Below are 26,096 nucleotides of genomic sequence, written 5' to 3' on the forward strand. Positions count from 1 at the left end.
AGCGTAAATAATTGCCAACTATTGGCACAAAAAAAGGATAGTTAAGAAAACTATCCTTTTCAATTTCAAAATTACAAAGACTTATCGATTCCGTAATTTCTTACTAAGATCAGACATATCATTACTCAACTTATCTTCTAAAACTCTAGCATAAATTTGAGTAGTGGCTATCTTTGTATGCCCTAATAGTTTTGATACAGTTTCTATAGGCACACCGTTTGCCAGGGTTACCGTAGTAGCAAAAGTATGTCTGGCCATATGAAACGTAAGGTTTCTCTTTATATCACAAAGCTCTGCCACTTCTTTTAAATAAAAATTCACTTTAACATTGGTAATTAAAGGCAAAAGACTCCCAGCTATCGCTGTCATAGGATGATGCTCATATTTTTCAATAAGCTCTAAAGCTTTGTCAAGCAACGGAATCTTGACCTTTGTTTTCGTTTTATTTCTGAAGGTAAATATCCATTTTTGCCCATCTAATCCTATCCGTATATTATCTTTCGTAAGTTGATTAATATCCGAGAAGCTAATTCCTGTGTAACAACTAAATATAAATAGATCTCTTACCCTATCCAATCGCTCGTTATGAAAAATAAAATCTTCTATTATTTTTAATTCATTTGAATTGAGAAAATCACGCTCTTTTTTCTCAAAGGTGGGCTTCCAACGAACAAAAGGATCCTTATCAATCCACTCTAAATGAAAAGCCAATGTTACTATTTTTCTAAGGCGTTGAACATGCTTCATCACCGTATTATGACTCATAGCATTTATATGTCCCTTTGGCCAACATGTAAAAAGGAAATTCGAAAAATCATTAATGAACTTATAATTAAGCTCACTTAAGTAGATAGAATTTGTATGAAGCTCTTCTTTTAAGAATCGATAAATATAGTTTTCAGTAACCTTGAAATTTCGGATAGTGCCTTTGGTTAATGTACCATTGATTTTTTGAGCATGATAATCCAAAATGTCAACCAATGTTTTATCTTTTGGACCTTCTCCTAAGAAATTAGCTTTTAAAAGCTCCGCGGTTACCTCCCTATTTTGGAAGCGTAAATCCTGATAGTTCTGAAAAATCTTCGTCCGGGTCTCATCTATTAGGTTATTAGATTCTTTGGCAAGTTTAGAATTACCATTTAAGCGTTGGGCTGTAGCATCCCATAAATCATAGGGGATTTTGGATTTCAAACTAACATTTACCCGTTGATTGTCCAGAGAGATTCTGACATAAAGATTAGTTTGATTGTTCTTCACTCTGGAGGAATAAACCCAGAATAAAATGGAAAAAGTTTTTGAAGTACGCATAATAGTCGTCTTTAAGTTAATACTCAGTAAAGACGAAAGTCAAACCACCAAATTTTAAATCACTGATAATCAAAGTGTCAACATGTTGACAGAATAAAATTATGTTGACGATCTGTGAACTACTAAAGGTAATAAAACGCTCACAAATAAAACCCTCTAAAAACATAAAACCCTGTAAATCATAGTATTTACAGGGTTTTAGTTCTTTCTATCTTCTTTAAAAGTGACCTCGGCAGGATTCAAACCTGCAACCTTCTGAGCCGTAATCAGATGCGCTATTCAGTTGCGCCACGAGGCCTTAATTTGTTTCGCTAAAGGCAAATGCTTTAAGCGGGTGCAAATATATTCTTTATTTTAGATTCAGAAAAACTTTTTAAAACTTTTTTTGAAGAAAAAACAGATCAAAATTATAAAGTATTAACGCATAGCGATTAACAGCATTACTTATAAAAAAGACTTTATGCTGTATTTCGACAATATTAGCTTAGACGATTTCTGCACTCAAACCTGCGTCTAAAAGCTTAGAACATCTTGGTTTTAAATCATCAAAAGCTCCGGTTTTTACCGTACATTTTCCTTTGTAATGTACCAAAATAGAGCATTGTTCTGCCTGCTCTGGAGTATGATCACAAGCGTAAATTAAAGTCTCGATTACATGATCAAACGTATTGTAATCGTCGTTATATAAAACAATCTCGTTTTCTTTGTCTACTTTGGTATCTACCTTCTCTAAAACTTCTTCTTGGGTATTCATAGGGTATTAATTTTGATTCAGATACTTTGCAAAAGTACAAAAAATTAAGTTAAAACTCTCATAAAGAAAACTTTACCGCCACCCACTTATCTTTTTCAAGGTTTTCCTGAAATTTTAATCCTAGCTTTTCGCAAGCTTCCTGAATAATCGGGATATCTTCTTTATAGAATCCACTTAAGTACAAATCTCCGCCAGGTTTTAATACCGAAACATATTTCGCCATATCATTCAGCAAAATATTACGGTTAATATTTGCTATTATAGCGTCATATTTTTTTTCGCCTAGCAATTCTGCTCCACCTTCCTTAACGCTAATATCAGGAACATTATTACGTTCAATATTTTCCAGTGTGTTTAGATAACACCAGTTATCAATATCGATAGCTTCAACAGGATTTGCACCTTTTTGTGCGCTCAAAATGGCCAAAACTCCGGTTCCGCAGCCCATATCCAAAACAGATTTCCCCTTCCATTCGTTTTTCAGGATAAACTGAATCATCATGTGCGTTGTTGCATGATGCCCGGTTCCAAAACTCATTTTTGGCTCGATAACAATATCGAATTTGGTTTCTGGTTTTGGATGAAAAGGAGCACGTACACTACAAATATCATCAACCACGATGGGCTGAAAATTTTTCTCCCATTCTTCATTCCAATTTACCTGTTGTATTTCAGAAGAAGAATAGGAGATTTCAAATTCATCAGAATCTAATATCTGAACTTCAGCCAGCATTTCTTCCTGAAATTCATCTTTCAGAATATATGCTGTAACGCCATCTTCATTTTCCACAAAACTCTCAAATCCCAAAGCACCTAATTCAGCAATTAATATTTCTGAAGCAGGAACTGGCGGATCTATTTTAAACTGAAATTCTAGATAATTTGATGCCATTTTTTAAAATGAGTTCACGATTGCTAAAAAGTCTTCTGCCTTAAGACTTGCTCCACCAATTAAACCTCCATCTACATCTTTGTTAGCAAAGATCTCTTTAGCATTTCCAGGCTTACAGCTACCGCCGTAAAGGATAGAAACTTCTTCTGAAATTTCGCTTCCATAAGCATCTGCAACACTCTTTCTAATAAATGCGTGCATTTCCTGAGCTTGCTCTGGCGATGCTGTTTCTCCTGTACCAATAGCCCAAACTGGCTCGTAAGCAAGGATAATATTTTTCCAGCTCTCTTTAGAAAGATGGTATAAACTTTCTTTAAGCTGACTTTCAACTAAATCGAAATGTTTATCTGCTTTACGATCTTCTAATTCTTCACCAAAGCAAAAAATCACGGTCATATCATTTTCTAGAGCTGTATTTACTTTTTCAGCAAGAAGCTCGTTAGATTCTTTAAAATAAGCACGTCTTTCACTGTGCCCTAAAATTACCGTTTCTACACCTACACTTTTAAGCATCGCTGCAGAGATCTCTCCTGTAAAAGCACCATTTGCATTTTGATGCATGTTTTGTGCTGCTACGCTAATTGGCGTATCTTTTAAAGCTTCAAAAGCAGGATATAAATTAGTATACGTTGGCGCAACTATTATCGTTGCTGCTGGATCTGCAGAAACTTGTTTTTTTAGATCTGCGATAAGCTCCTGGGTTTGAGCCAGGTCATTATTCATTTTCCAGTTTCCGGCTACAATATTTTTTCTCATAATTTAATAATCTAAAATTGTTTAAATTTTAAGCTGATTTCTACAAATATACCGATTCGATCACACATAAGTCCTTTGTATAAAAGGCTTTTATAGCTTTTTATTAATCTTCTAAGACTTTTTAGAATTTGCTTATAATTTTATAGCTGAAGCGTCTGACCAGTGCTTTTTTTGTGTTATTGTTCCCTTTTCTAAAACTAAAATTCCGGGACTGGCACGCACTACAGTTTTAAGTGCAGTAGCATCGGTTTGATAAAAAGGAAAATTAAGACTGAATTCTTCTTTGATCTGTGATTTTAAAGCATCTCCTGAAGCTGTTAAACCAACTACCTGGTAACCTTTGCTATTAGCTTCTTTCTCTAAAGATTTAATAGCTTCGTAACCTTGTTTTTCTGTAAGATTTAGATCGTAAGCTACAATTAGTAATACTTTTTCGGCTTCAAGAATACCTGAAGTGATATCTTCTCCATCATCCGAAATCTGAAAATCGTGAATTGGTGGCACATAACCTTCTTCGATCATTTCAGTATCTACTTCAATAAATTCACCTTCATGTTGTGGGTAACTTCCATCGGTTACTACCACTTCTTCCTTTCCATTTACGTTGAATTTCCAATGATATTCAAAAACATCGGTCGCTGCACCTTCAGGAATATCACGTAGCTCTGGTATATTATTCCCTACTTTATAAGGTCTAAAATCGATAACAGGCAAATGCATCAACACGTAATATGCATATAAAAAACATAACATATAACTTAAGAAAATGATCCAGCGATGGCTCGCTGGGACAAAAACCGGAGTGATCATCTTTTTATTAAAGAACAATATCAGGATAAAAACTAGCAAGATGAGATCCTTGGTAAAGCTTTGCCAGGGCGTGAGCGGAATAGCATCTCCAAAACAACCACAATCGGTCACTTTATTAAAGTAAGCCGAATAGAACGTGAGAAAAGTGAAGAAAATGATCATTAGCACCAAACTCCACATCGTGAATTTTGGCAAATATCCAATGAGCAGCATAATTCCCAGTACCAGCTCGAAAACACAAATTAAAATGGCAATTACCAGCGCAAAAGGAGATAGAAAATCTAAACCTAAAACCTCTGGTGAAAAATATTCCTGAAGTTTATAAGAGAATCCAATAGGATCGTTCAGTTTTATAAATCCTGAAAAAATAAAAAGGACCCCAACAAAAATGCAGGCGAATTTCACTAATAACTTCATCTTAATATTGGTGGTTTTTAGATATTATTTTTCTTCAGCTTCAGCAAAATGAATCATTGCAAATACAGCGTAATTGATCATATCCTGATAGTTGGCATCGATACCTTCGCTCACTAAAGTTTTACCTTTATTGTCTTCAATTTGCTTTACGCGTAATAATTTCTGAAGAATAAGATCGGTTAACGAACTTATACGCATATCACGCCATGCCTCACCATAATCGTGATTTTTATTCATCATCAATTCTTTGGTTGCAGCTATCTTTTCGTCGTAAAGTTGCGAGGCTTCTTCTGCATCTAAATCTGGCTGATCTGCAATTCCTTTTTCAAGCTGAATAAGTGCCATGATCGAATAATTGATAATGCCAATAAACTCAGATTTCTCGTCTTCATCTACTTTTCTTACTTCATTTTCCTGAAGTCTTCTTATTCGCTGTGCTTTAATAAAGATTTGATCGGTTAAAGATGGCAGTCTTAAAATTCGCCATGCACAACCATAATCTTTCATTTTCTTGGTAAACAAACTGCGGCAGATTTCGATTACTGCATCGTATTGTTTGGAGGTATCTTGCATAAAACCGTGGTAATTTGCGTAAATTTCGGGCAAATATTCCAGCTGGTCAAAATTATTTTGAACCGCCCCAAAATTTAAAACTTCTAACAGCATGACCATCAATTGCAAAGGCAAGCTTATCGATCTTTCTTCTCCCAAAGTGATGGGAATATTAAATATTACGCCCGATTCTTTTTTTGAACATAGCCGAATGCAAAACGAAAGCGATCTTCTTAAAAAAGCCGAATTAATGCTGAAGCAGGGCGCTACATTTATCGATATTGGAGGTTATAGCAGTCGCCCGGATGCTAAAGATGTTGCTGAAGAGGAAGAATTAAGCCGGGTAATACCTGCTATAGATGTTTTAGTAAAAGAATTTCCTGAAATTTTAATTTCTGTAGACACTTTTAGAAGTAAGCTTGCTGCTGAAGCTATCGAGGCCGGTGCGGCAATGATCAACGACATCTCCGCTGGAAATCTGGATGAAAAAATGATGCGCGTAATTGCACAATATCAGGTTCCGTATATTATGATGCATATGCGTGGTACACCAAAAACCATGAAGCAATTAACCGAATATGAGGATTTGGTTGGCGACATCACCTATTATTTTTCAGAAAAAATTAAAGAAGCAAGATCTCTAGGTATTAACGATCTTATTTTGGATCCCGGTTTTGGTTTTGCAAAAACAACTGAGCAGAATTTTGAATTACTGAAAAAATCAGATCTTTTCGCTAACTTCAATCTTCCCGTGCTTATTGGGATTTCTAGAAAAACAATGATCCACAAAACATTGAATATCGATCCTACTGAAGCACTTAATGGCAGTACCGTTCTAAATACTTTAGCGCTTACCAAAGGTGCATCGATTTTAAGAGTTCATGATGTTAAAGAAGCGATAGAAACTATAAAATTAGTATCGCATTTCAGCAAATAATCTTTTATTTTCTATTTTTACATAAAACCTCGCAAATTTGGATATTTTAAGTATTCGCTTCCTGGATATTCTCGATATTGTTCTTATCGCAATGCTTTTGTACTATGTTTATAAACTGGTAAGGGGCACAGTAGCGGTAAATATCTTTATTGGTATCGTGATCATCTATTTGGTGTGGCGACTTACACAGCTTCTTCAAATGGAACTTTTAAGTAGCGTTTTAGACCAGTTTGTGGGTGTAGGAATGTTCGCTTTAATTGTGGTTTTTCAGCAGGAAATAAGGAAATTTCTTTTAATGATCGGGTCTACAAATATTACGTATAATGGGCGTTTTTTCAGAAATTTAAAATTTAGCCGTAACGATTCTGATGATGGTGCTACTAATGTAGATGTAATTGTAGATGCTTGCGAATCTATGGGGCGTACAAAAACGGGAGCGCTAATCGTGATCCAAAGAAGTACCAAACTGGATTTTGTAAAGAACAGTGGTGACGAGATGAATATTGAATTAAATCAGCCAATAATCGAGTCGATATTCTTTAAAAATAGTCCGCTACATGATGGCGCCATGGTGATTGAAGAAAACAAAGTAACAGCCACAAGAGTTATTTTACCAGTTTCTAATGATCGATCGATTCCGCTTCGATTTGGATTAAGACACCGTGCTGCTGTTGGTATTACTGAAAAAACCGATGCCTTAGCACTTGTAGTGAGTGAAGAAACAGGACAAATTTCGTACATCCGTGATGGAGAATTTACCATGTTTGAAAGTAATACTGAATTACGTGAGCGATTAAAAGAAGACCTAAGATAAAGGATTTGAGATTTGAGATTTGAGATTTGAGAAAATTGTAATCAGACAATTAGAAATCAGAAGAGAACACGAAATTCTTTTTCAAATTGAAGCTTTAAAAGTCTAATTTCTATAGTCTCCTATCTAAACTTTTAAGCCGCTAAAAACGGAAAGCGAATCGACCTAGTATTTATGTTCTAATTTCTAAAAAGGTCTATACTTTTTTTTTCGAGGTTTTATGAAAAACGAAATTCTACATTCTGAAGCTTATTTTTGTAAAAACTGCCATGCTCCACTTTCTAGTGAACATGAGTATTGTTATGCCTGCGGAGCAAAAAAAATTGATTCCAGATTAGATCTAAAGCTCGTTTTTCAAGAATTCAGCACCATTTTTTTAAATATCGACAATACTTTTCTAAAGACATTTACCACGCTTTTCAAAGCTCCGGAGAAAGTTATCGATGGTTATATAAATGGCGTAAGAAAAAGATACCTGAATGTAATAAGTTATTTTACGATCGGGCTTACTCTTGCCGGTTTTCAAATATTTTTTCTTAGAAAGTTTTATCCAGAAAGTTTAGAATTACCCGGACTATCAGATAAGGCGGGCCAAATTCTAATTTTTAATTCTATTTACGACTATTATTCGCTTATCTCGATCTTACTAATTCCTGTTTATGCGTTAATTGCAAAACTATCGTTCTTTAATCGTAAAAAATATAACTACACAGAACATTTGGTAGTGATGGGATATGTATCCAGCCAGTACACTATGATAAGTGCTATTTTGTTGGTATTTGCCGCAATTTTTGGAGGTAATTTTTATTTTATCGGAAATATCTTAAATCTGTTCTTTATGCTTTTTGCTGCATATTGCTACAAAAGATTGCTTAATCTCTCACTTTCTCAGCTTTTGCTAAATATTTTGCTTTTTATAGGAATTACTTTTATAGTTCTACTTGCGGTTGTAATTATTACAGCGTTAATAATCGTTGCAACGGGTGCAGGTGAAGCTTTTCAACATTCGGTTTAAAAAAGACTAAGCTTATATTACCAAGATTCGATAAAAAAGAAATTAAATTTTTAAGATACCGACTTAAGCAGATTCTTCTGCCATAAACTGCACTTCGTAAAGCTTGCGATAATGACCATTATCTTTTAGTAATAATTCGTCATGCGTTCCCATTTCTACGATTTCACCACTATCCATCACCATGATCTTATCGGCTTTTTTAATGGTAGCCAATCGATGCGCAATAACGATCGAGGTTCTTCCTTTGGTAATTTTATCTGTAGCATCCTGGATAAGCTGTTCACTGTAAGTATCTACAGAAGATGTTGCTTCATCCAGTACCAAAATACTAGGATTACTTACATAGGCTCTTAAGAACGAGATTAACTGGCGTTGCCCAGAACTTAACATCACACCACGTTCTTTTACATTATAATGATAGCCGTTTGGTAACGAACTTATAAAATCGTGTATCCCGATTTGTTTAGCAGCCGTGATCACATCGTCTTCAGTAATATCTGGATTATCTAATTTGATATTATGCATTATCGTATCGGCAAATAAAAACACATTCTGAAGCACCACAGCAATTTCAGAACGCAGCGATCTTAAAGTAACATCTTTAATATCGATACCATCTACAGAAATTGTTCCGCTGTCGATCTCGTAAAATCTGTTCAGCAGATTAATAATGGTAGATTTTCCAGCTCCTGTTGCTCCAACAATGGCGATGGTTTCACCTGCTTTTGCCGTAAAGTTTACACCACGTAAAACTTCTTCTCCCTCTACATAACTAAAACGAACTTTATTAAATTCGATATCTCCTTTAATAGATTGAAGCTCTTTTTTACCTTCATCTGTAATCGTAGAATCGGTATCCAAAATACCAAAAACACGATTTGCGGCAACCATTCCCATCTGCAATGTATTGAATTTATCGGCGATTTGACGCAATGGTCTAAACAACATCTGCGATAATTCAATAAAAGCGATAATAACACCAAGGGTTATATTTGGATTATCATTTACTGCCTGCAAACCACCAAACCACACGATTAGACCAACGGTGATCGAAGTAGACATTTCAGCAATAGGAAAGAATATAGAGTTATACCAAACGGTTCTCACCCACGCCTTTCGATGTTTATCGTTAATATTTTTAAAATTCTGATATTCGGCTTTTTCACGATTAAAAAGCTGTACGATCTTCATCCCGGTAATTCGTTCTTGCACAAAAGTATTAAGATCGGCTACCTGAGTTCTCACTTCCTCAAAAGCAATTTTCATTTTTTTCTGAAAAACCCTGGTGGCGTAAATAATAAATGGCAACACCGTTATAACCAATAAGGTTAACTGCCAGCTTTTATAAAACATAAAACCTAGCACCACGATCATTTTTAACAAATCACTAATGATCATAAAAAGTCCCTGACTAAAAATACTGGAAATCGTTTCGATATCACTAACCGCACGAGTTACCAATCGCCCCACAGCAGATTTATCATAATACTTCATCTTGAACTGAAGCATATGTTTAAATAAATTTACTCGCAGATCTCGAACAACATTTTGTCCTAACAGGTTTGCAAAGTAGATAAAGAAAAACTGCGAAGTCACTTCTAAAATAAGAAAACCTATCATCAAAGAAACGTAGAAAATAAGGTTTCCGTTATCTTTTGGTGTGATAGAGTCGTCTATGGTTACCTGTAATAAATAAGGTCTTGCTACAGCAAAAAACGACAATAAAATAGCCGTTATAGCTACAAAGTAAAAAGTTAATTTATAGGGATTTGTATATTTAAGCAGGCGCTTAAAAAGATCAAAATCAAATGCATTTCCTGTCTTAGAGGCCATCAAAAAGTGCTGTTTTAGGGTATTCTATTTTGGTTAAATATAAACCATGCGCCGGAACCGAAGTTCCCGCCATACTTCTGTCTTCGCTTTTTAGTATTTCTTTCAAAAAATCAACCGAATTTTTACCAAGACCAATATCCAGCAAGGTTCCAACGATCGCTCGCACCATATTTCGTAAAAATCGATCTGCTGAAATATGGAATATAAGCTCGTCTTCAGTTTGTTCCCAAAAAGCTTCTGTAATGCTGCAATTATACGTTTTTACATCGGTTCGGCTTTTTGAAAAGCACTTAAAATTAGTGTAATCTTTCAACATAGCCGCTGCGCGATTCATTTTTTCGATATCTGGTTGTTTTAAGAGATAGTAAGCCAGATCGATCTTAAAAGGGTCTTTAGAATTTACAATATGATATTGGTAACTTCGGCTGGAAGCATCAAAACGCGCATGTGCTTCTGGCTGAACCTTAAATAGTTGCTGAATCGAAATATCTTTTGGTAAAAATGAATTCAGTTTAAATTGAAGTGTTTTTTCATCGAATTTCATCTCGGCATCAAAATGCGCATACAATTGTTTGGCATGTACACCGGCATCTGTCCTGCCCGCTCCTACTACTTCTATATTTTGCTGAAGAATTTTTGAAAGCGCCTCCTGAAGTACCTGCTGAACACTCACAGCATCTGGCTGAATTTGCCAACCATGATAAGCAGTACCCAAATAGGCTAAATCTATAAAATACCTCAAAGCTAAACTGAATTTTCTAATTTTGCAGCGCACAAAGATAAGGCATTTATTCTGCTAAATCGAACTTAAGCAAAAGCTTTAACCTGAAAACAATTCTGCTTTGAAAAAGATATTATTATTAAGTGATACACATTCTTATATCGACGATAGAATTATCCATTATGCTGAACAAGCCGATGAAATTTGGCATGCTGGCGATATCGGAACCATAGAGGTAACCGATAAACTAAAAGCTACAGGAAAACCCCTAATCGCTGTTTTTGGAAATATCGATAATGCTGAAATTAGAAAGGAATTTCCTCTAAACCAGCGTTGGATGTGCGAAGGTGTAGATGTTTGGATCACTCATATTGGTGGTTATCCTAAAAAATATAACCCGGCGGTAAGAGATGAGATTAGGCAAAATCCGCCTAAATTATTTATTTGTGGTCATTCACATATTTTAAAAGTAATGATGGATAACGATTTAGGATTGCTACACATGAATCCCGGTGCTGCAGGAAAACATGGCTGGCATAAACAACGAACTATGCTAAGATTTGTAATCGATGGTGAAGACATTAAAGACCTGGAAGTAGTTGAATTGGCAGGAAAATAGTTTTCGGTATTCAGTTGGCAATAGCAGTATACAGTTGGCAGTTTCAGTAAGCAATCGGTTATTGCGACGTAAAATTAACAGTCACTGTAGGCAGTCCAGGAAGGCGGTTTGAGCTTAAGTTTTAAATAATTTAGCTTGAAAACATCGAATTTTGACTTGGTAATAATCTAGAATTTATTTGAAAATGATCAGCAAACTACTTCAGGATATTATAGCCTTTGGCGGTGCTAATAAAAAAACCCGAAGTCTTCACTTCGGGTTTTTAACGCACTAATACTACTAAGATGATAGGCTTATCGTAATCGGTCTACAGATTTTACAAGATCTTCGTCCTTTTTAATGGCTTTATTCGCCAGAACTAGAAAAACGATAGAAATGATAGGAAGAAACATCCCAATACCCTTCTCTGAAATATTCATTTCTCCGGGTAAACTTAGTGACCAATAAACAAACACTCCTAGTAAAAAAAAGTTTAATATGATATTGATACGCCCCAATACAAATTGAAGCTTTCTATTCTTAAACATAAAAATACTGATCAAAGATAATAATCCAGATGCAATAAACATGATAAACACCGTTAATTGATCTAAAGCGTAAACTGCGCTACCTTCTTCAGTTTGCCACAAAGCAAATACAAATATAAGGCCAAGGCTTACTATTGCTGCTATGAGTAAATAAACTGTCTGTATTCTTTGAAGCATATTGTCTTAAATCTGCCGACAAAAATAAAATAAAGTTTTTAGAAAAAACAGCTATTTTTCTAAATAAAGTTGTATAATTGCATACACATTTCGTAACCGGTTCTTTACAGGTTACTTATGACTCCAAAAAATTTATTTTTCTATTCTTCCAAAAAGAAGTCTATACAATCAATCCAAACAAATTTATTCTTGACTATTCATGTTTGAAATTTCTGAATTAAAAGCTAAAAAGCTACCTGAGCTTCAGGATATTGCCAAATCCCTAAACGTCCCAAAGTTTAGAAGTCTTAAAAAATTAGATCTAGTTTATCAAATCTTAGATTATCAGGCTGCTAATCCTACGAAGGCGAAAGAAGCTTTGCAAGAAGAAAAGGCCGAAGAGAAAAAAACCGAGGATAAGCCAAAAAGACCAAGAAAGAAAATTGGTAGTGACAAAAAACCAGGCAGACCTAAAAAAACCGAAGAAACAACTTCAGAAGTAAAAAAGGACATTCCTAAAAAGGAAAGCCAGGACAACACTCCTAAGCCAGAAAATAAAGCTCCTAAAAAGGAGAAGGAATCTAACAAAAGCGAGGATAATTCATCCAGATCGAATAATCGAAATAACAATCGTAAAGATTCCAGAAATAACAGCAATAAGAAGGACAATCGCAACGATAATAATAGCAACAACAATAATCATAAAAATCACGGCAACCGCGACAATCGAAACCGCTACCGCGAGCCAGATTATGAGTTTGATGCGATTATAGAAAGTGAAGGTGTACTGGATATCATGCAGGATAACTACGGTTTCCTTAGATCTTCAGATTATAATTACCTTACTTCTCCAGACGATATTTATGTATCACAGTCTCAAATTCGTTTATTCGGATTAAAAACCGGTGATACAGTACTAGGGCAAATTAGACCTCCAAAAGAGGGCGAAAAATATTTCCCTTTAATCAAGATCAATAAAATTAATGGTCTTGATCCACAGGTAGTACGAGACCGTGTTTCTTTCGAGCATCTTACTCCGCTCTTCCCAAAAGAGAAATTTAACATCGCAGATAAAGAAAGTTCTATTTCTACACGAGTGATGGATCTATTTTCTCCTATCGGAAAAGGACAACGTGGTATGATCGTTTCGCAGCCTAAAACTGGTAAAACAATGTTATTAAAAGACATTGCTAACGCCATTGCTGCAAATCATCCAGAGGTTTATCAAATTATCCTTCTTATCGACGAACGTCCAGAAGAAGTTACCGATATGCAACGTAACGTACAAGGCGAAGTTGTTGCTTCTACTTTCGATAAAGAAGCGCACGAGCACGTAAGAGTTGCAAATATTGTTTTAGAAAAAGCTAAACGTCTTGTAGAATGTGGACATGATGTAGTGATCTTATTAGATTCGATAACTCGTCTTGCAAGAGCCTACAACACCGTACAACCTGCCAGTGGTAAGGTATTAAGTGGTGGTGTAGATGCTAATGCGCTACACAAACCAAAACGTTTCTTTGGTGCTGCCCGTAATATCGAAGGTGGTGGATCACTTTCTATCATTGCAACAGCATTAACCGATACTGGTTCTAAAATGGACGAGGTAATCTTTGAAGAATTTAAAGGAACCGGTAACATGGAGCTTCAGTTGGATCGTAGAATTTCTAACCGTAGAGTATTCCCGGCGATCGATCTTATTTCTTCAAGTACGCGTCGTGATGATCTTCTTTTAGATGAAACAACTATCCAACGTATGTGGATAATGCGTAAATATCTTGCCGATATGAATCCTGTTGAAGCAATGGAATTTATTCAGCAAAAAATTAAGCAGACGAATAACAACGAAGAATTTCTTATTAGCATGAACGGCTAAGCAAAAGTTATTCATTCATTATATCAAAAGCGGCTTTTTATAGCCGCTTTTTTATTAACTCATTTTTCCTGTTTATTGATTAATTTCTTTTTATTTTAGGCCTATCTAGATTTACTATGGATACAAAAAACGCCAAAATATTACTTGTTGAAGATGATACCAAAGTTTGCGCCTTCATCAATAAGGGCCTTACTGAAGAAGGTTTTGAGGTAAGTATTGCTTTAAACGGAAAAGAAGGTTATCAAATGGCCTCGTCTAACAAATTCGATCTGCTTATCCTCGATATAATGTTGCCTGAAATGAATGGTATGGAGATCTGCAAAGCAGTAAGAGAGGAAAATCAGCAGGTTCCTATCCTATTTTTAACAGCCCTGGGGAGTTCTGAAAATATTGCGATGGGCCTAAACAGCGGTGCCGACGATTACCTGGCCAAACCTTTTAAATTCATCGAGCTTATCGCCAGAGTTAAAAGTTTACTGCGTAGATCACGTAATTTTAACTCAAATACACCAGATGATAGCTATAGATTTGCAGATATTAAACTGAATGATTCTTCAAAAACTGTAACTAGGAACGGCAAAAAAATTGCTTTAACCTCTACGGAATATAAACTGCTACTCGCCTTCTTGAAAGCGCCGGAAAGAGTAATTTCCAGAACAGAATTACTTGAAAATGTTTGGGGTGTAAACTATGATATTGGGACTAACGTCGTAGATGTTTACGTGAATTATCTTCGGAAAAAATTAGAAAAAGAAAATAACGAAAGACTTATCCATACTGTGATCGGGATGGGATATGTTTTGAAAGAAGACGATGAAAACGCAGAATAAAATTATTCTTTTTCTTACTTCAATATTTCTCGCTTACATTCTTGTTTTTAGCGGATTTATTTATTTTTCTATTAGTGATTATTCGTACACAGATTTTTACAAACGACTGGAGATTCGCGCCATCACTATGGCTAAAATCGAATTGGAGGACGACCAGGACATCAATGCCGTTAAAGAAATTCGTCAGGATTTCCTGGAAGAATTACCTAACGAAAAGATCACGATCATCGATTTGCAACGTTTCGATATTCATTCACAATCAAGCTTAGCGATCCCTATTTCTTTTCTGGAAGATATAGAAGATTTAGAACGTGCCTATTATAAAGAGAAAAACACGTTTTATTCAGGTATTAAATATCATAATCGCGGCAGGGATTATCTGGTTATTGTTTCCGCAGAAAACTATTACAACACTCACCATATTGTTTATTTAAGAAACCTGTTATTTATAGCGCTATTAATTTCAATCTTAATTATAGTATTTATTGCCTGGTTCTTTTCCAGAAGAGTGCTTATGCCGTTACAGATCATTATTGAGGACATGAAAAAAATTAGTACTGAAAACCTCAATTTTCGACTTAGAGAACCAGAAGATAATGAAGAACTTCGTAGCCTTACTTCTACCTTTAATAATATGCTAAACAGGCTGGAAACTTCCTTTGAAACCCAAAAGAACTTTATCAGTAATGCCTCTCACGAACTTAATACACCACTAACTTCGATTATTGGGGAAGCAGATGTAACGCTTGCGAAAGAAAGATCTAACGAAGAATATGTTTCATCACTTAAGAACATATTAGAAGAAGCCGGCAAACTTGATAAAAAGACCAAAGCACTACTTTTTTTAGCCCAAACAGGTTATGATGGCAAAGCACAAACATTTACAAGCTTGCGCATTGACGAACTGGTAATTGATGTTAAAGAAACGGTCGAAAAAATTTATCCTGATGCACATATTCACCTAGATTTTGATCTTTTACCTGAAAATCCAGAGAAATTATCCATTAACGGGAATGCGCAATTACTGCATCTGGCTATTTCTAATGTTGTGATGAATGCTTGTAAATATTCCAATAACGAAAAAGTAAATTTCGCTCTTTCAGCATCAGATAAAGATGTTGTTATTGTGGTTAGAGACAAAGGAATAGGCATCCCGGAAAACGACCTGCCTTATATCTTCGATCCATTTTTTAGAGGAAGTAATACTGAAAATTTTCACGGCTACGGAATCGGACTTCCTTTAACCCGCAATGTAATTAATATGCATAAGGGTAATGTTGTTGCAACATCTTCTCAAACTGGAGGAACCGTGATCGAAATTAAAATTCCCATCGCGCTATAATTCTAATGGTATTCTAATCTTGTATTAATAGGTTTCTAACAATCATAAGATAAGTTTGTTAGAAACAAATTGCTATGAGAAAGATTTTAATTCCTACAGATTTCTCTGTGAATTCTCTAACGCTTTTAAAGCGTGCGCTAGATGATTGCGAGCAAAAGACTAATATTGTTTTGGTGTATGGAGCATCACTTTCATCATCGATCACAGAGCTTCTTTTTTATTCAAAAGATGATCATCTGGAAGAATTAAAATCTGAAGCATTTAATGAAGCAATGATTGCTCTTGAAAATAAATATCAGGACATCATCAATTCAATTACCATAGATATATTTTTTGGTGGTACCAGGAATGCGTTCAATAACTTCGTAGAAGGACAAAAGATAACACATGCATACCTGCCATCAGACGGTAGAACGATGAAGTGTAAAAGGAAAAATGCTTTTAATATCATTCCTTTTTTAAAAGATTCTGATATCGAAATTATAAATGTAGAATATCCAACAGCAATGAATGTTGTTTCTAATAGTACATTAGCCAGGTTGCTGGCTTCTTAATTAAAAATTGTTTGATTAGTGCCTATGCAAATGATTTTGGTTGTTAGTTAATAGGTTAATTTTCGGTTGGGGTGATCGCTGTTACTTCTTTCATCATATTTTTGCGTTCACTTCTGATATCCTTAACATGTGGTTGCCCTGCCGAGAATTTATAGTAAACTACCTAGAGGCAAGCCTTCGAGGCATACTTTGGAAACAAATTTTTAATTTCTAGGCAAGTGTCGGGGTATGACATCTTTGGCGGTGCCAATAAAAAACTTTTCCTAAAATAATGGCCGTAATAAATACTATTTTAGGAAATTAAAAAGCCTCGCAACGCGAGGCTTTATTTTTTTACGACCAAAAAATGTAGCTCAAAAATCACTAAAATGAGCTTATAAAAACAAAACCCTGCCGGATGTACCAACAGGGTTTTTATAGAGCGGGAGACCGGGTTCGAACCGGCGACATTCAGCTTGGAAGGCTGACGCTCTACCAACTGAGCTACTCCCGCCTAAAGCGGTGGCAAAGATAAATTAGATTTGTCTATCTCTCCAAATATTTTTCAATATTTTTTCTGAAAATGATAACCACGTATCACATAACCTTCGTTCATGTAAAACTTATGCGATTTAAAATTTTCTACATACGTATTTAATTCAACCGTAGCTGCATTATACTTTTTAGCCAACTCATCAATAAAAGCAAATAATTGCTTCCCTACTCCTTTTCCGCGGTATTCTTTAGCAATAACAATATGATCTGCTTCGTACATTTTACCGGCATAATGCCTGGTCATTTCCCATAAACCAAAAACTCCAATAATTCGATCGCTATCAAAAACGCCATAGCATGTGTAATTTTGCGAAAACATTTCTGTGAATCGTTCTTTTAAAACTTCAGCAGAAATAGGCGTTATGGCTAATTGCTGAATAAGCGGAATTATAATATCTATTTCTTCCTTTAAAATCCTGTTAAATGAAAGCTCCAAATTTTATTTTTCTTCAAAATTAATCATATTTTTATGTGATAATAATTTTTTGAAAAGAAAGCATAATGAAAGATAAGCCAGGAAAAATTCAGGATAAAATAGACGCTAAATTTTTAGAGGAACGTAAAATATTTATGTGGGGACCGGTAGACGATAAATCGGCCAAACACGTGATCGATCGTTTACTTTATCTTGATTTGGAAGGAAAAGAAGAAATTCAGCTTTATATCAATAGCCCGGGTGGTTATGTTACAGATGGTTTTGCAATTTACGATACGATACAGGCCATAGAAGCGCCGGTTTCTACTATTTGCACCGGTCTTGCAGCATCTATGGGATCTATTTTACTTTCTGCAGGAAAAAAAGGAAGACGATTTATACAACCTCATGCTAAAGTAATGATACATCAACCTTCTGGTGGTGCCAGAGGTCAGGCTTCAAATATCGAAATTCAGGCTACAGAGATCTTAAAAACTAAAGAACTTAGCGCGAAGATCCTTGCTGAAAACTGCGGACAAACTGCAGAAAAAGTGATGAAAGACTTTAACCGTGATTACTGGATGGATGCGCAGGAATCTTTAGACTACGGCATTGTTGATGGTATCCTAAAATAAAAGATATGGAAAGCCCTATTAAACACAAGGAAAACGACCGCATGGGCATGTTTTATATGGAAGGTGAGAAAGGAATCATTGCTGAACTTACCTATACAAAATCTGGAAACGGACTTATAACTATAGACCATACAGAAGTAAAACGCCAATATGAAGGACAGGGAAAAGCAACCAAACTAGTGGCTGAAACTGTTAAATATGCGAGAGAAAAAGACTTGAAGATCGAACCACTTTGCCCATTTGCAGAGGTAATGTTCGAGCGTTATTCAGAATACTCTGACGTTAGGGCATAATTAATATTAAGAAAAAAACTAGGGCTGAAATTGTACAATTTCAGCCCTAGTTTTTTATAATGTAAAGCTTATTATTAAGCCTTTTGATTTAAAAATGTACTATTGGATAAGTAGTCCTGAGAACTTTTATTAATATAAACCACAGAATTTCCTTTAATCGTATTAATGATCTCTCTAGAAATCTTTCTAGGCACTGCAGGACAACCATAACTGCGACCAGCTCTACCTCTACTATCCACAAATCTCTCAGTCACATAATCTGAACCGTGAATAACGACATAACGTTTTCTTGCGTTGCTATTAAATTTTTTCTCCATTCCGTCTATAAAAAGAGAAAGACCGTTTTTACCATAATACGTTTCACCGGTCACATAAAAACCTAAACTACTTTTATGACTATTTACAGCATTAGAGAAAGTTTTAGCGAATTCCCAACCAGAATTTTTACCATGTGATGTATAAGTATTAAAAAGCACATCCTGATTTTCCATATCTAAAACCCAAAATCTTTTTAACTTAGAAGAAAGGTCAAAATCAATAATTGTAAGCAACTTATTTTTTACTTTTCCTTCATCCTCCAACTTGTAATAGCCTTTCATTGCATTTTGAAAAGCACCAAGTTTAGGCATACTTTCATTTTTATCTTTAAAAGTATCATATAACATACCTACCTTATCTTCAAAAGTAAGCTCAGTTTTTTTAATCTCGAAATTATCTAATTCAGCTAATAATTTTTGGTCTTTTTTAATTTTAATTTCAGAAGTTGCAGTAGATCCCGAAAAGGCAGTTGAAAACATTAAAACTACCGCTACAGCCATTAATCGTTTCGTCATTTTGGGGTTTGTTTTGTTAATTTTATCTAAAATTTTTGCCAACATACAAAAAATAACATGCTTACACAATTTTCATAATAATTATTTGAAATCTAAGCTGTTAAATCTAATTTTACAATAAGCATCATACTATTTTATGAACGCTGATTGACCTATGTTATTACATAAACCGATCCATAAAATGTTAAATTTTATAATTCCGATATGTTAAAAAAAATTGACAAGATTATTTTTTAAGATTTTAAATCGTTTTCGTTGAAAAATATTTTAAGATCTCAATTTTAATCTCCAAAAAGTGAATAACTTTAATAAAACATTAAGGTTGCAGCATTTAGCAAACTTTTAATTTGTTTTTATCTTTATCCAAAATTTACACCATTACAATGAACAAGAAGGTATTATTAATGATATTAGACGGTTGGGGACTTACTCAAAACGAAGAAGTTTCAGCTGTCGCAAAAGCGAACACTCCATTTGTAGACGAAATCTCTAAAAAATATCCTCACGCTCAATTAAGAACCGATGGAATGAACGTTGGTTTACCAGAAGGGCAAATGGGAAATAGTGAAGTTGGTCACATGAATCTTGGAGCTGGTCGTGTGGTTTATCAGGATCTTGTAAAGATCAATCAGGCTGTAGAAAATAAAACTTTAATTGAAGAGCCTGCATTACGCGAAGCTTTTGAGTATGCTAAGAAAAATGATAAGCCAATCCATTTTATGGGACTTTTAAGTGATGGTGGTGTACACTCTCATATTAAACACCTTAAAGGTCTTTTAACCGCTGCTGAAGATTATGGCATTGAAAATAAATATCTACACGCTTTTACAGATGGCCGAGATGTAGATCCTCGCTCTGGAAAAGGTTTTGTAGAAGAGATACAACAACACCTTAAAGAAACTAATGGAGAATTAGCATCTATTATTGGCCGTTATTATGCCATGGATCGTGATAAAAGATGGGAACGTGTAGAACAAGCTTACGACCTGATCGTTAAGGGAGAAGGAAAAGAAACTCAGGATCCCGTACAAGCTGTACAAGATAGTTATGACGATGAAGTTACAGACGAATTTATAAAGCCAATCGTTATTACAAAAGAAGATGGCACGCCTGTTGCTAAACTTCAGGAAAAAGATGTTGTAATTTTCTTTAATTTTAGAACAGATCGTGGTAGACAGTTAACCCAGGCTCTAAGTCAGGATGACTTTGCTGAATATGATATGAAGAAAATGCCTTTATATTATGTGACGCTAACCAAGTATGATGATAGCTTTAAAAACGTAAATGTAATCTTTAAAAAAGAAAACATAAAAAGTACATTAGGTGAAGTACTGGAGTTTGTTGGTAAAAAGCAGATCAGAATTGCTGAAACTGAGAAATATCCGCACGTTACTTTCTTCTTCTCTGGTGGTCGTGAAGAACCATTTAAAGGAGAAAAAAGGATTATGTGTAATTCTCCAAAAGTAGCTACTTACGACCTACAGCCTGAAATGAGTGCTTATGAAATTAGAGATAAGATTGTTCCTGAATTAAATAAAAAATCGGCTGATTTTATTTGTTTAAATTTCGCGAATCCAGACATGGTTGGACACACTGGTGTTTTTGAAGCCGCTGTAAAAGCATGTGAAACTGTAGATGAATGTGCAAAAGATGTATGTACTACTGCTATGGATAATGATTATTCTGTAATTGTGATTGCAGATCATGGTAATAGTGAAACGATGATCAACGAAGACGGATCTCCAAATACAGCGCATACTACGAACCCAGTTCCATTAATTCTTTTAGATAAAGACATTAAAGAAATAAAAAGTGGTAAATTGGGCGATATTGCACCAACTATTTTAAAATTGATGGGAATCGAGAAGCCTGAATTAATGACGCAGGATTCCCTTGTTTAATTAAAAGCAAGACGCTAAAAAAAATGACAAAACTAATTCCACTTATGGTTGCCGTACTTTTAGGGTGCGGCACCGTAAATACTTCTAAAGAAAGCAATAACGAGGCATCTGTAGCAGAAGTGCAACAAAGTATGCTATTAGGTAAATTCAAAAAAGAAGACCTGCAGCAGCAGCCTTATGCTTCCTGGTTTGAGTCCAGGTACGAAAAATTTGAACCAAAGGCTGAAGCTATGGAAACCATCAAGGAAAACATTAATGATTACGAAATTAAGATCTTTATGGGTACCTGGTGTGGCGATAGTAAAAGAGAAACACCACGTTTCTTTAAAATATTAGATGAGATCGGTTACGATCAAGATAAGCTTACGGCTATCGCAGTAGACTATAGCAAATCTACACCAGAAAAGTACGAAGACGAAGTAAACCTAGATCGTGTACCTACTATCATTTTTTACAAAGACGGTAAAGAAGTAAACCGTTTTGTAGAATTTGCGCAAGAAAGTCTTGAAGAAGATATTGCTAAAATAGTAAGTGGTAAAAAGTACAAAAACTCGTACGCCGAGTAAATAAATAAGTGTTTGAAAACGGATAGTTAACTGCTATTCATTTATTTTTGCTGAACGTTATGTCCCCTACACTAACAATAGCGATAGATTTTGACGGTACTATTGTAGAAAATAAGTACCCAGAAATAGGTAAGCCCCTTTTGTTTGCTTTTGAAACATTAAAAAAGCTACAAGAAGATGGGCATAACCTTATTCTATGGACTTACCGCAAAGGCACTCGTTTAGAAGAGGCCGTAACATTTTGCAAAAAAAATGGCATAAATTTCTATGCTGTAAATAAAAGCTACCCTGAAGAAAAGTTTGATGAAAGCCTTAGTCGTAAGATTTTGGCCGATATTTTTATTGACGACCGTAATATCGGCGGTATGTTAGGATGGGGAGAGATCTACCAAATGATATCTCAAAAGACAGGGAGCAAGCACTCAAAGCAAATTAAAAAAAAGAAAAACCGATTTTTCGGTAGACTATAAAGATTAACACTAATGATTATACCTAAAACAAGGGAACAGATTGAATTAATTAGGGAAAGTGCACAAATCGTATCGAAAACCCTGGGGATGCTGGCCAAAGAAGTTAAGCCTGGTATTTCTACACTTCAGCTGGATAAAATGGCAGAAGAATTTATTAGAGATCATGGCGCCCATCCAGGATTTCTAGGAATGTACGATTTTCCAAATTCCTTATGTATGAGTCCAAATGCACAGGTAGTGCACGGGATTCCTAACGATAAGCCCCTTGTTGAAGGTGATATTATTTCTATTGATTGTGGTGCTTTAAAAAATGGTTTCTACGGAGATCATGCGTATACCTTCGCTGTAGGAGAAGTCGCCCCAGAAACACAAAAACTCCTGGAGGTTACCAAAGAATCACTTTATGTAGGAATAAGAGAATTCAAAGCCGGCAATCGTGTCGGTGATGTTGGCTATGCTATTCAGAAATTTACTGAAGACCATGGTTACGGAGTTGTTCGTGAGCTTGTTGGTCACGGCCTTGGCGCTAAAATGCACGAAGACCCAGAAATGCCTAATTATGGCAGAAAAGGTCGAGGAAAGAAATTTGTAGAAGGAATGGTAGTTGCGATAGAACCCATGACGAATTTGGGTACACGTCGTATTAAACAGCTTCCCGATGGCTGGACGATTCTAACTGCAGATAACAAACCAAGTGCTCATTTTGAACACGATGTAGCCTTAATCGACGGCAAACCGGAGCTGTTGTCCACCTTCAGTTATATCTATGAAGCTTTAGGCATAGAAAGTAACGAAGAAGACGAATTTAGAGCAAAAACCTATGATTAAAAATTTCAGAGGAGAGGTTTGGAAAACCCTACACAAAGAAGAATGGGAAGACCGTTTTGTCTACAAAGTATCTAATTACGGTAGACTGGTAAGCTTCCTAAAAAACAAAGAAGAAGGCGAATTAATGCGTGGCGGCCGGGTTGGAGGCTACCTTAATTTCGCTGTGAAATTAAAGTCTGGAAAGTCCAAGACGTATTACATACACCGTATTGTTGCAGAACTTTTTCTGGACAAAAAAGAAGGAGATAAGTATGTAATTCACAAGAACTTTAAGAAAGACGATAACCGCGTAGAAAATATTGCATGGGCAACCAAAGACGAATGGGTTGCACATCAATACAACAGCCCTAGCGTTAAAGAGAACAAGAAAAAACGTAAACTTAGAAAGGTTACTTCTTATTCTAAATTAACCTATGCACAGGCGGTAATCCTTAAAAAGAAATTACTGGATCCAAATAGAAAAACAAGAATTCGTGTTCTTGCGAAACAGTTTGGAGTTTCAGAAATGCAGCTTTACAGAATTAAATCTGGTGAGAACTGGGGAGATATCGAAGTATAGACATTCGAAATAATTTCCTGTTGAAAGCATTTAATTTGAATATCTTTGGCTCCGGAAAGATATACTTAAATGAAAAGGCTTTTTAAAAAGATTCTCAATACAGTACCAAGACCGTTATTAATACGTCTTAGTTATTTTGTTAAACCATTTTTGGTCTTAACACTTAAAGGCAGCACCTACACAGATCCTATAGATGGCAAAAGCTTTAAAAAGTTTTTACCTTATGGGTATGAGAATCAGCGGGAAAATGTTTTATCTCCATCGACGCTTTCTTTAGAACGTCATCGCTTATTATGGCTTTATTTGAAGCAAAAAACAAGCCTTTTTGAGGCAAATATCAAAATGCTTCATTTTGCGCCAGAGCAGGCTTTTTACAAACGTTTCAGACAATTAGATAATCTCGATTATACTACAACAGATCTTAATTCGCCCTTAGCTGACGTAAAAGCAGACATCTGTAATCTTCCTTTTAAGGATAACGAGTTTGATTTTATTCTGTGCAATCATGTTTTAGAGCATATTCCAGATGATACTAAAGCCATGCAGGAAATTTTGCGTGTGCTTAAACCTGGAGGAACGGCTATTTTACAAATTCCGCAGGAGTTAGATCGCGCCACTACTTTCGAAGATGACAGTATCACAGATCCAAAAGAGAGAGCCCAAATTTTTGGCCAATATGACCACGTTCGTGTTTACGGAAGAGATTACTTTGATAAATTAAGAAACATTGGTTTTGACGTTGAAGAAGTCAACTTTACTTCAGAACTTTCTGCTGAACAGGTTGATAAATTCCGACTTGCCAAAGGTGAAATTATTCCGGTTTGCCATAAACCTGAAGTTTGATCAACTAAAATTTTAAAATTTCTGCTTCAGAATATCTAATATTGAAGCTTGAAGCGAAAACCAGCAATTACTCACTAATTAAAACTTCCTGAAATCCTTCAGAGGTATATACTTTAGTTGAATCATTTTCAGCATAAATAAAATAAACCTCGATATTATCCAATTTCGATGATAATTCTTTAGCCTTATCTAGCCCTAAAGCCATAAATGCAGTAGCATATCCATCGGCAAGCATACAACTTTCAGCAAGAACTGATGCACTTAGTAAATTGCTTCTTTCTGGCTTACCAGTAAGCGGATTTATAGTATGTACATAACGTTCGCCGGTAATCGAATCTATTCTGAATTTTCGATAGTTTCCAGAGGTTGCCATACCTCTATTTTTAAGCTTCAGCGTAGCCTGAAAAGTCCTTTCCCCTTCTTCCTGCAATGGATCATCTATAGCGACAATAAAAGGCTTCTGTTTTGTGATATGCTCGCCTTTGCTTACTAATTCTCCACCTAATTCAATCAAATAATTTTGCACTCCCCTACTTTCAAAATATTCAGCTATAACATCGATCGTATAACCTTTAGCGATTGCATTAAAATCAAGATAAATTTTTGGGTCTTCTTTTACAATTTCAGATTCTGAATTCAGCTTCAATTTATCAAAACCTACATATTGCAGTAAAGAATCGATCGTTTTATCATCTAAGGCATCTAAACGCCTATCTGGTCCAAAACCATACGCATTTACTAAATTTCCTACCGTAGGATCAAAATATCCTTCGGTTTCTTGATATATTTTACCAGAAGCTTGGAAAACTCGTTTAAAATGACTGTCGATTTTTACTGAATCTATCCCTTTATTGATTAAAGAGATATCGGAATTCTCCCAATAAGTACTCATTGACTGATTTATCACATCGAAAATACTATCCAAAGCCTTTTCTACCTGTAAATCGTCCTTTCCTGTGAAGATTTTAATATGATAAGAAGTGCCCAAAGCCTCACCGGCATAATTTTTTTCTTCGAATTCATTGCCTTCGCAGCCAATAAAAAAAGAAGCGCATAAAACAACGAATATTGATATGGTGTATTTAAATTTCCTGCCAGCCATCGTAATTAATAATATAATTTTCTTCGTGAGTTACCGGTAATTCATAATCTTTAGCATTCGCGATACCAACCCCGGCATAAAAAGTTCTAGCTTTAAACTTAGTAGCGTGCTGCTTCATAGTTTCCATATAAATTCTATCCATAACTTTTGGATCCATAGGATAACTTATAGCACGAACCACCACAAAATGAAGTTTTTTATTTTTCAATGCTACAAATTGCGGATTTGCTTTTATACTACTGTTTACCCCTAAAAACTCATAGCCATTTTTTTCTAGATCTTCGCCTACCACATTCATTGCAAGGTTGTGAAGCTCCTGTTTTGTTAACTCGTTTGCCATGCTGCAAAATTACAAATAGAAGACTTAAACGCTAGAAAAAGAACACAAAAAAAGCCGACTTATATAAGTC

Annotated in this window: 29 protein-coding genes and 2 tRNA genes; 16 read left to right on the forward strand and 15 right to left on the reverse strand. The window is 35.3% G+C overall.

What is annotated here, in order from left to right:
• Positions 1 to 81: 81 nt before the first annotated feature.
• From INR75_RS18825 to INR75_RS18855, 7 genes are all read right to left on the reverse strand, one after another.
• The gene (locus tag INR75_RS18825) at positions 82 to 1,308 is read right to left on the reverse strand and encodes a site-specific integrase (protein ID WP_092544676.1); all 1,227 of its coding nucleotides are present in this window, start codon (positions 1,306 to 1,308) and stop codon (positions 82 to 84) included.
• A gap of 224 nt (positions 1,309 to 1,532) precedes the next feature.
• Positions 1,533 to 1,606: transfer RNA gene (locus INR75_RS18830), tRNA-Arg, on the reverse strand.
• A gap of 186 nt (positions 1,607 to 1,792) precedes the next feature.
• Positions 1,793 to 2,062 (reverse strand): ATP-dependent Clp protease adaptor ClpS, encoded by a 270-nt coding sequence (locus INR75_RS18835; RefSeq protein ID WP_223090037.1) that lies wholly within the window; start codon positions 2,060 to 2,062, stop codon positions 1,793 to 1,795.
• Between the two features lie 58 nt (positions 2,063 to 2,120).
• Positions 2,121 to 2,954: a 50S ribosomal protein L11 methyltransferase gene (gene prmA, locus INR75_RS18840; protein ID WP_223090038.1), complete on the reverse strand. Its 834-nt coding sequence runs from the start codon at positions 2,952 to 2,954 to the stop codon at positions 2,121 to 2,123.
• Positions 2,955 to 2,957: 3 nt separating this feature from the next.
• Positions 2,958 to 3,710, reverse strand: a complete 753-nt coding sequence (gene tpiA, locus INR75_RS18845) for a triose-phosphate isomerase (RefSeq protein WP_223090039.1) — start codon at positions 3,708 to 3,710, stop codon at positions 2,958 to 2,960.
• A gap of 132 nt (positions 3,711 to 3,842) precedes the next feature.
• Positions 3,843 to 4,937, reverse strand: coding sequence for a BT_3928 family protein (locus INR75_RS18850; protein ID WP_223090040.1), 1,095 nt, complete (start codon positions 4,935 to 4,937; stop codon positions 3,843 to 3,845).
• 24 nt (positions 4,938 to 4,961) lie between these two features.
• Entirely contained in the window at positions 4,962 to 5,510 is a 549-nt protein-coding gene (locus INR75_RS18855) for a DUF1599 domain-containing protein (protein ID WP_223091980.1), read from the reverse strand.
• Positions 5,511 to 5,601: 91 nt separating this feature from the next.
• On the opposite strand from INR75_RS18855, the gene folP reads away from it, so the two are divergent.
• The 3 genes from folP to INR75_RS18870 all read left to right on the forward strand — a co-directional run bounded on the left by folP (position 5,602) and on the right by INR75_RS18870 (position 8,252).
• The gene (gene folP / locus INR75_RS18860; RefSeq protein ID WP_223090041.1) at positions 5,602 to 6,426 is read left to right on the forward strand and encodes a dihydropteroate synthase; all 825 of its coding nucleotides are present in this window, start codon (positions 5,602 to 5,604) and stop codon (positions 6,424 to 6,426) included.
• Between the two features lie 37 nt (positions 6,427 to 6,463).
• The gene (gene cdaA, locus INR75_RS18865) at positions 6,464 to 7,240 is read left to right on the forward strand and encodes a diadenylate cyclase CdaA (protein WP_223090042.1); all 777 of its coding nucleotides are present in this window, start codon (positions 6,464 to 6,466) and stop codon (positions 7,238 to 7,240) included.
• 217 nt (positions 7,241 to 7,457) lie between these two features.
• Entirely contained in the window at positions 7,458 to 8,252 is a 795-nt protein-coding gene (locus tag INR75_RS18870) for a DUF3667 domain-containing protein (protein WP_223090043.1), read from the forward strand.
• Positions 8,253 to 8,315: 63 nt separating this feature from the next.
• On the opposite strand, the gene INR75_RS18875 is transcribed toward INR75_RS18870, so the two are convergent.
• Both INR75_RS18875 and truA read right to left on the reverse strand, forming a co-directional pair.
• On the reverse strand, positions 8,316 to 10,085 hold the full coding sequence (locus INR75_RS18875; protein ID WP_223090044.1) for an ABC transporter ATP-binding protein: 1,770 nt from the start codon (positions 10,083 to 10,085) through the stop codon (positions 8,316 to 8,318).
• On the reverse strand, positions 10,075 to 10,827 hold the full coding sequence (truA, locus tag INR75_RS18880; RefSeq protein WP_223090045.1) for a tRNA pseudouridine(38-40) synthase TruA: 753 nt from the start codon (positions 10,825 to 10,827) through the stop codon (positions 10,075 to 10,077). The genes INR75_RS18875 and truA overlap by 11 nt, the downstream gene beginning before the upstream one ends.
• Before the next feature lie 100 nt (positions 10,828 to 10,927).
• Between truA and INR75_RS18885 the strand changes: the two genes are divergently transcribed.
• Positions 10,928 to 11,425: a metallophosphoesterase gene (locus tag INR75_RS18885; protein ID WP_223090046.1), complete on the forward strand. Its 498-nt coding sequence runs from the start codon at positions 10,928 to 10,930 to the stop codon at positions 11,423 to 11,425.
• Positions 11,426 to 11,718: 293 nt separating this feature from the next.
• On the opposite strand, the gene INR75_RS18890 is transcribed toward INR75_RS18885, so the two are convergent.
• Positions 11,719 to 12,129 carry a DUF4293 domain-containing protein gene (locus INR75_RS18890; RefSeq protein ID WP_092544699.1) on the reverse strand — a complete coding sequence of 137 codons (411 nt, stop codon included), beginning with the start codon at positions 12,127 to 12,129 and terminating at the stop codon, positions 11,719 to 11,721.
• 199 nt (positions 12,130 to 12,328) lie between these two features.
• Between INR75_RS18890 and rho the strand changes: the two genes are divergently transcribed.
• The 4 genes from rho to INR75_RS18910 all read left to right on the forward strand — a co-directional run bounded on the left by rho (position 12,329) and on the right by INR75_RS18910 (position 16,707).
• Complete coding sequence (rho, locus tag INR75_RS18895) at positions 12,329 to 13,981, forward strand: transcription termination factor Rho (protein WP_223090047.1); 1,653 nt, start codon at positions 12,329 to 12,331, stop codon at positions 13,979 to 13,981.
• 116 nt (positions 13,982 to 14,097) lie between these two features.
• On the forward strand, positions 14,098 to 14,811 hold the full coding sequence (locus INR75_RS18900) for a response regulator transcription factor (RefSeq protein WP_223090048.1): 714 nt from the start codon (positions 14,098 to 14,100) through the stop codon (positions 14,809 to 14,811).
• Entirely contained in the window at positions 14,795 to 16,153 is a 1,359-nt protein-coding gene (locus INR75_RS18905) for an ATP-binding protein (RefSeq protein WP_223090049.1), read from the forward strand. Before INR75_RS18900 ends, INR75_RS18905 begins: the two co-directional genes overlap by 17 nt.
• Before the next feature lie 74 nt (positions 16,154 to 16,227).
• Entirely contained in the window at positions 16,228 to 16,707 is a 480-nt protein-coding gene (locus INR75_RS18910) for a hypothetical protein (RefSeq protein WP_223090050.1), read from the forward strand.
• Positions 16,708 to 17,127: 420 nt separating this feature from the next.
• Here the strand turns inward: INR75_RS18910 and INR75_RS18915 are convergent.
• Both INR75_RS18915 and INR75_RS18920 read right to left on the reverse strand, forming a co-directional pair.
• Positions 17,128 to 17,200 (reverse strand) — tRNA-Gly (locus INR75_RS18915).
• Between the two features lie 51 nt (positions 17,201 to 17,251).
• Positions 17,252 to 17,677, reverse strand: a complete 426-nt coding sequence (locus INR75_RS18920) for a GNAT family N-acetyltransferase (RefSeq protein WP_223090051.1) — start codon at positions 17,675 to 17,677, stop codon at positions 17,252 to 17,254.
• Between the two features lie 65 nt (positions 17,678 to 17,742).
• Between INR75_RS18920 and INR75_RS18925 the strand changes: the two genes are divergently transcribed.
• Together INR75_RS18925 and INR75_RS18930 are read left to right on the forward strand one after the other, a co-directional pair.
• Positions 17,743 to 18,291 carry a ClpP family protease gene (locus INR75_RS18925; RefSeq protein ID WP_223090052.1) on the forward strand — a complete coding sequence of 183 codons (549 nt, stop codon included), beginning with the start codon at positions 17,743 to 17,745 and terminating at the stop codon, positions 18,289 to 18,291.
• A 5-nt stretch (positions 18,292 to 18,296) separates the two neighbouring features.
• The gene (locus INR75_RS18930) at positions 18,297 to 18,584 is read left to right on the forward strand and encodes a GNAT family N-acetyltransferase (RefSeq protein WP_245758683.1); all 288 of its coding nucleotides are present in this window, start codon (positions 18,297 to 18,299) and stop codon (positions 18,582 to 18,584) included.
• Positions 18,585 to 18,658: 74 nt separating this feature from the next.
• Here INR75_RS18930 and INR75_RS18935 read toward each other — a convergent pair whose 3' ends face one another.
• Complete coding sequence (locus INR75_RS18935; protein ID WP_255584593.1) at positions 18,659 to 19,417, reverse strand: murein L,D-transpeptidase catalytic domain family protein; 759 nt, start codon at positions 19,415 to 19,417, stop codon at positions 18,659 to 18,661.
• Between the two features lie 383 nt (positions 19,418 to 19,800).
• On the opposite strand from INR75_RS18935, the gene gpmI reads away from it, so the two are divergent.
• From gpmI to INR75_RS18965, 6 genes are all read left to right on the forward strand, one after another.
• Positions 19,801 to 21,318, forward strand: a complete 1,518-nt coding sequence (gpmI, locus tag INR75_RS18940) for a 2,3-bisphosphoglycerate-independent phosphoglycerate mutase (RefSeq protein ID WP_223090054.1) — start codon at positions 19,801 to 19,803, stop codon at positions 21,316 to 21,318.
• 23 nt (positions 21,319 to 21,341) lie between these two features.
• Positions 21,342 to 21,884 carry a thioredoxin family protein gene (locus tag INR75_RS18945; RefSeq protein WP_223090055.1) on the forward strand — a complete coding sequence of 181 codons (543 nt, stop codon included), beginning with the start codon at positions 21,342 to 21,344 and terminating at the stop codon, positions 21,882 to 21,884.
• A 59-nt stretch (positions 21,885 to 21,943) separates the two neighbouring features.
• Entirely contained in the window at positions 21,944 to 22,354 is a 411-nt protein-coding gene (locus tag INR75_RS18950) for a BT0820 family HAD-type phosphatase (RefSeq protein ID WP_092544719.1), read from the forward strand.
• Between the two features lie 12 nt (positions 22,355 to 22,366).
• On the forward strand, positions 22,367 to 23,182 hold the full coding sequence (map, locus tag INR75_RS18955) for a type I methionyl aminopeptidase (RefSeq protein ID WP_092544721.1): 816 nt from the start codon (positions 22,367 to 22,369) through the stop codon (positions 23,180 to 23,182).
• The gene (locus tag INR75_RS18960; RefSeq protein ID WP_092544723.1) at positions 23,175 to 23,741 is read left to right on the forward strand and encodes an HNH endonuclease; all 567 of its coding nucleotides are present in this window, start codon (positions 23,175 to 23,177) and stop codon (positions 23,739 to 23,741) included. The genes map and INR75_RS18960 overlap by 8 nt, the downstream gene beginning before the upstream one ends.
• 69 nt (positions 23,742 to 23,810) lie before the next feature.
• Complete coding sequence (locus INR75_RS18965) at positions 23,811 to 24,584, forward strand: class I SAM-dependent methyltransferase (protein WP_223090056.1); 774 nt, start codon at positions 23,811 to 23,813, stop codon at positions 24,582 to 24,584.
• 67 nt (positions 24,585 to 24,651) lie between these two features.
• Here INR75_RS18965 and INR75_RS18970 read toward each other — a convergent pair whose 3' ends face one another.
• Together INR75_RS18970 and INR75_RS18975 are read right to left on the reverse strand one after the other, a co-directional pair.
• Positions 24,652 to 25,686, reverse strand: coding sequence for an FAD:protein FMN transferase (locus INR75_RS18970; protein ID WP_223090057.1), 1,035 nt, complete (start codon positions 25,684 to 25,686; stop codon positions 24,652 to 24,654).
• Complete coding sequence (locus INR75_RS18975; RefSeq protein ID WP_092544729.1) at positions 25,667 to 26,026, reverse strand: Na(+)-translocating NADH-quinone reductase subunit F; 360 nt, start codon at positions 26,024 to 26,026, stop codon at positions 25,667 to 25,669. The genes INR75_RS18970 and INR75_RS18975 overlap by 20 nt, the downstream gene beginning before the upstream one ends.
• Positions 26,027 to 26,096: the final 70 nt, after the last annotated feature.

This window comes from Zunongwangia sp. SCSIO 43204, from assembly GCF_019904275.1.
Lineage (GTDB): Bacteria > Bacteroidota > Bacteroidia > Flavobacteriales > Flavobacteriaceae > Zunongwangia > Zunongwangia mangrovi.

Excerpts from the sequence above, each read along its gene's own strand:
- prmA (WP_223090038.1), bottom strand. The coding sequence starts at position 2,954 with ATGGCATCAAATTATCTAGAATTTCAGTTTAAAATAGATCCGCCAGTT.
- INR75_RS18930 (WP_245758683.1), top strand. The coding sequence starts at position 18,297 with ATGGAAAGCCCTATTAAACACAAGGAAAACGACCGCATGGGCATGTTT.
- INR75_RS18935 (WP_255584593.1), bottom strand. The coding sequence starts at position 19,417 with ATGACGAAACGATTAATGGCTGTAGCGGTAGTTTTAATGTTTTCAACT.
- INR75_RS18925 (WP_223090052.1), top strand. The coding sequence starts at position 17,743 with ATGAAAGATAAGCCAGGAAAAATTCAGGATAAAATAGACGCTAAATTT.
- INR75_RS18900 (WP_223090048.1), top strand. The coding sequence starts at position 14,098 with ATGGATACAAAAAACGCCAAAATATTACTTGTTGAAGATGATACCAAA.
- tpiA (WP_223090039.1), bottom strand. The coding sequence starts at position 3,710 with ATGAGAAAAAATATTGTAGCCGGAAACTGGAAAATGAATAATGACCTG.
- INR75_RS18835 (WP_223090037.1), bottom strand. The coding sequence starts at position 2,062 with ATGAATACCCAAGAAGAAGTTTTAGAGAAGGTAGATACCAAAGTAGAC.
- gpmI (WP_223090054.1), top strand. The coding sequence starts at position 19,801 with ATGAACAAGAAGGTATTATTAATGATATTAGACGGTTGGGGACTTACT.
- map (WP_092544721.1), top strand. The coding sequence starts at position 22,367 with ATGATTATACCTAAAACAAGGGAACAGATTGAATTAATTAGGGAAAGT.
- INR75_RS18910 (WP_223090050.1), top strand. The coding sequence starts at position 16,228 with ATGAGAAAGATTTTAATTCCTACAGATTTCTCTGTGAATTCTCTAACG.
- rho (WP_223090047.1), top strand. The coding sequence starts at position 12,329 with ATGTTTGAAATTTCTGAATTAAAAGCTAAAAAGCTACCTGAGCTTCAG.
- folP (WP_223090041.1), top strand. The coding sequence starts at position 5,602 with ATGACCATCAATTGCAAAGGCAAGCTTATCGATCTTTCTTCTCCCAAA.
- INR75_RS18945 (WP_223090055.1), top strand. The coding sequence starts at position 21,342 with ATGACAAAACTAATTCCACTTATGGTTGCCGTACTTTTAGGGTGCGGC.
- INR75_RS18950 (WP_092544719.1), top strand. The coding sequence starts at position 21,944 with ATGTCCCCTACACTAACAATAGCGATAGATTTTGACGGTACTATTGTA.
- INR75_RS18970 (WP_223090057.1), bottom strand. The coding sequence starts at position 25,686 with ATGGCTGGCAGGAAATTTAAATACACCATATCAATATTCGTTGTTTTA.
- INR75_RS18825 (WP_092544676.1), bottom strand. The coding sequence starts at position 1,308 with ATGCGTACTTCAAAAACTTTTTCCATTTTATTCTGGGTTTATTCCTCC.
- INR75_RS18965 (WP_223090056.1), top strand. The coding sequence starts at position 23,811 with ATGAAAAGGCTTTTTAAAAAGATTCTCAATACAGTACCAAGACCGTTA.
- INR75_RS18870 (WP_223090043.1), top strand. The coding sequence starts at position 7,458 with ATGAAAAACGAAATTCTACATTCTGAAGCTTATTTTTGTAAAAACTGC.
- INR75_RS18855 (WP_223091980.1), bottom strand. The coding sequence starts at position 5,510 with ATGCAAGATACCTCCAAACAATACGATGCAGTAATCGAAATCTGCCGC.
- INR75_RS18960 (WP_092544723.1), top strand. The coding sequence starts at position 23,175 with ATGATTAAAAATTTCAGAGGAGAGGTTTGGAAAACCCTACACAAAGAA.
- INR75_RS18975 (WP_092544729.1), bottom strand. The coding sequence starts at position 26,026 with ATGGCAAACGAGTTAACAAAACAGGAGCTTCACAACCTTGCAATGAAT.
- INR75_RS18875 (WP_223090044.1), bottom strand. The coding sequence starts at position 10,085 with ATGGCCTCTAAGACAGGAAATGCATTTGATTTTGATCTTTTTAAGCGC.
- INR75_RS18850 (WP_223090040.1), bottom strand. The coding sequence starts at position 4,937 with ATGAAGTTATTAGTGAAATTCGCCTGCATTTTTGTTGGGGTCCTTTTT.
- INR75_RS18905 (WP_223090049.1), top strand. The coding sequence starts at position 14,795 with ATGAAAACGCAGAATAAAATTATTCTTTTTCTTACTTCAATATTTCTC.
- INR75_RS18890 (WP_092544699.1), bottom strand. The coding sequence starts at position 12,129 with ATGCTTCAAAGAATACAGACAGTTTATTTACTCATAGCAGCAATAGTA.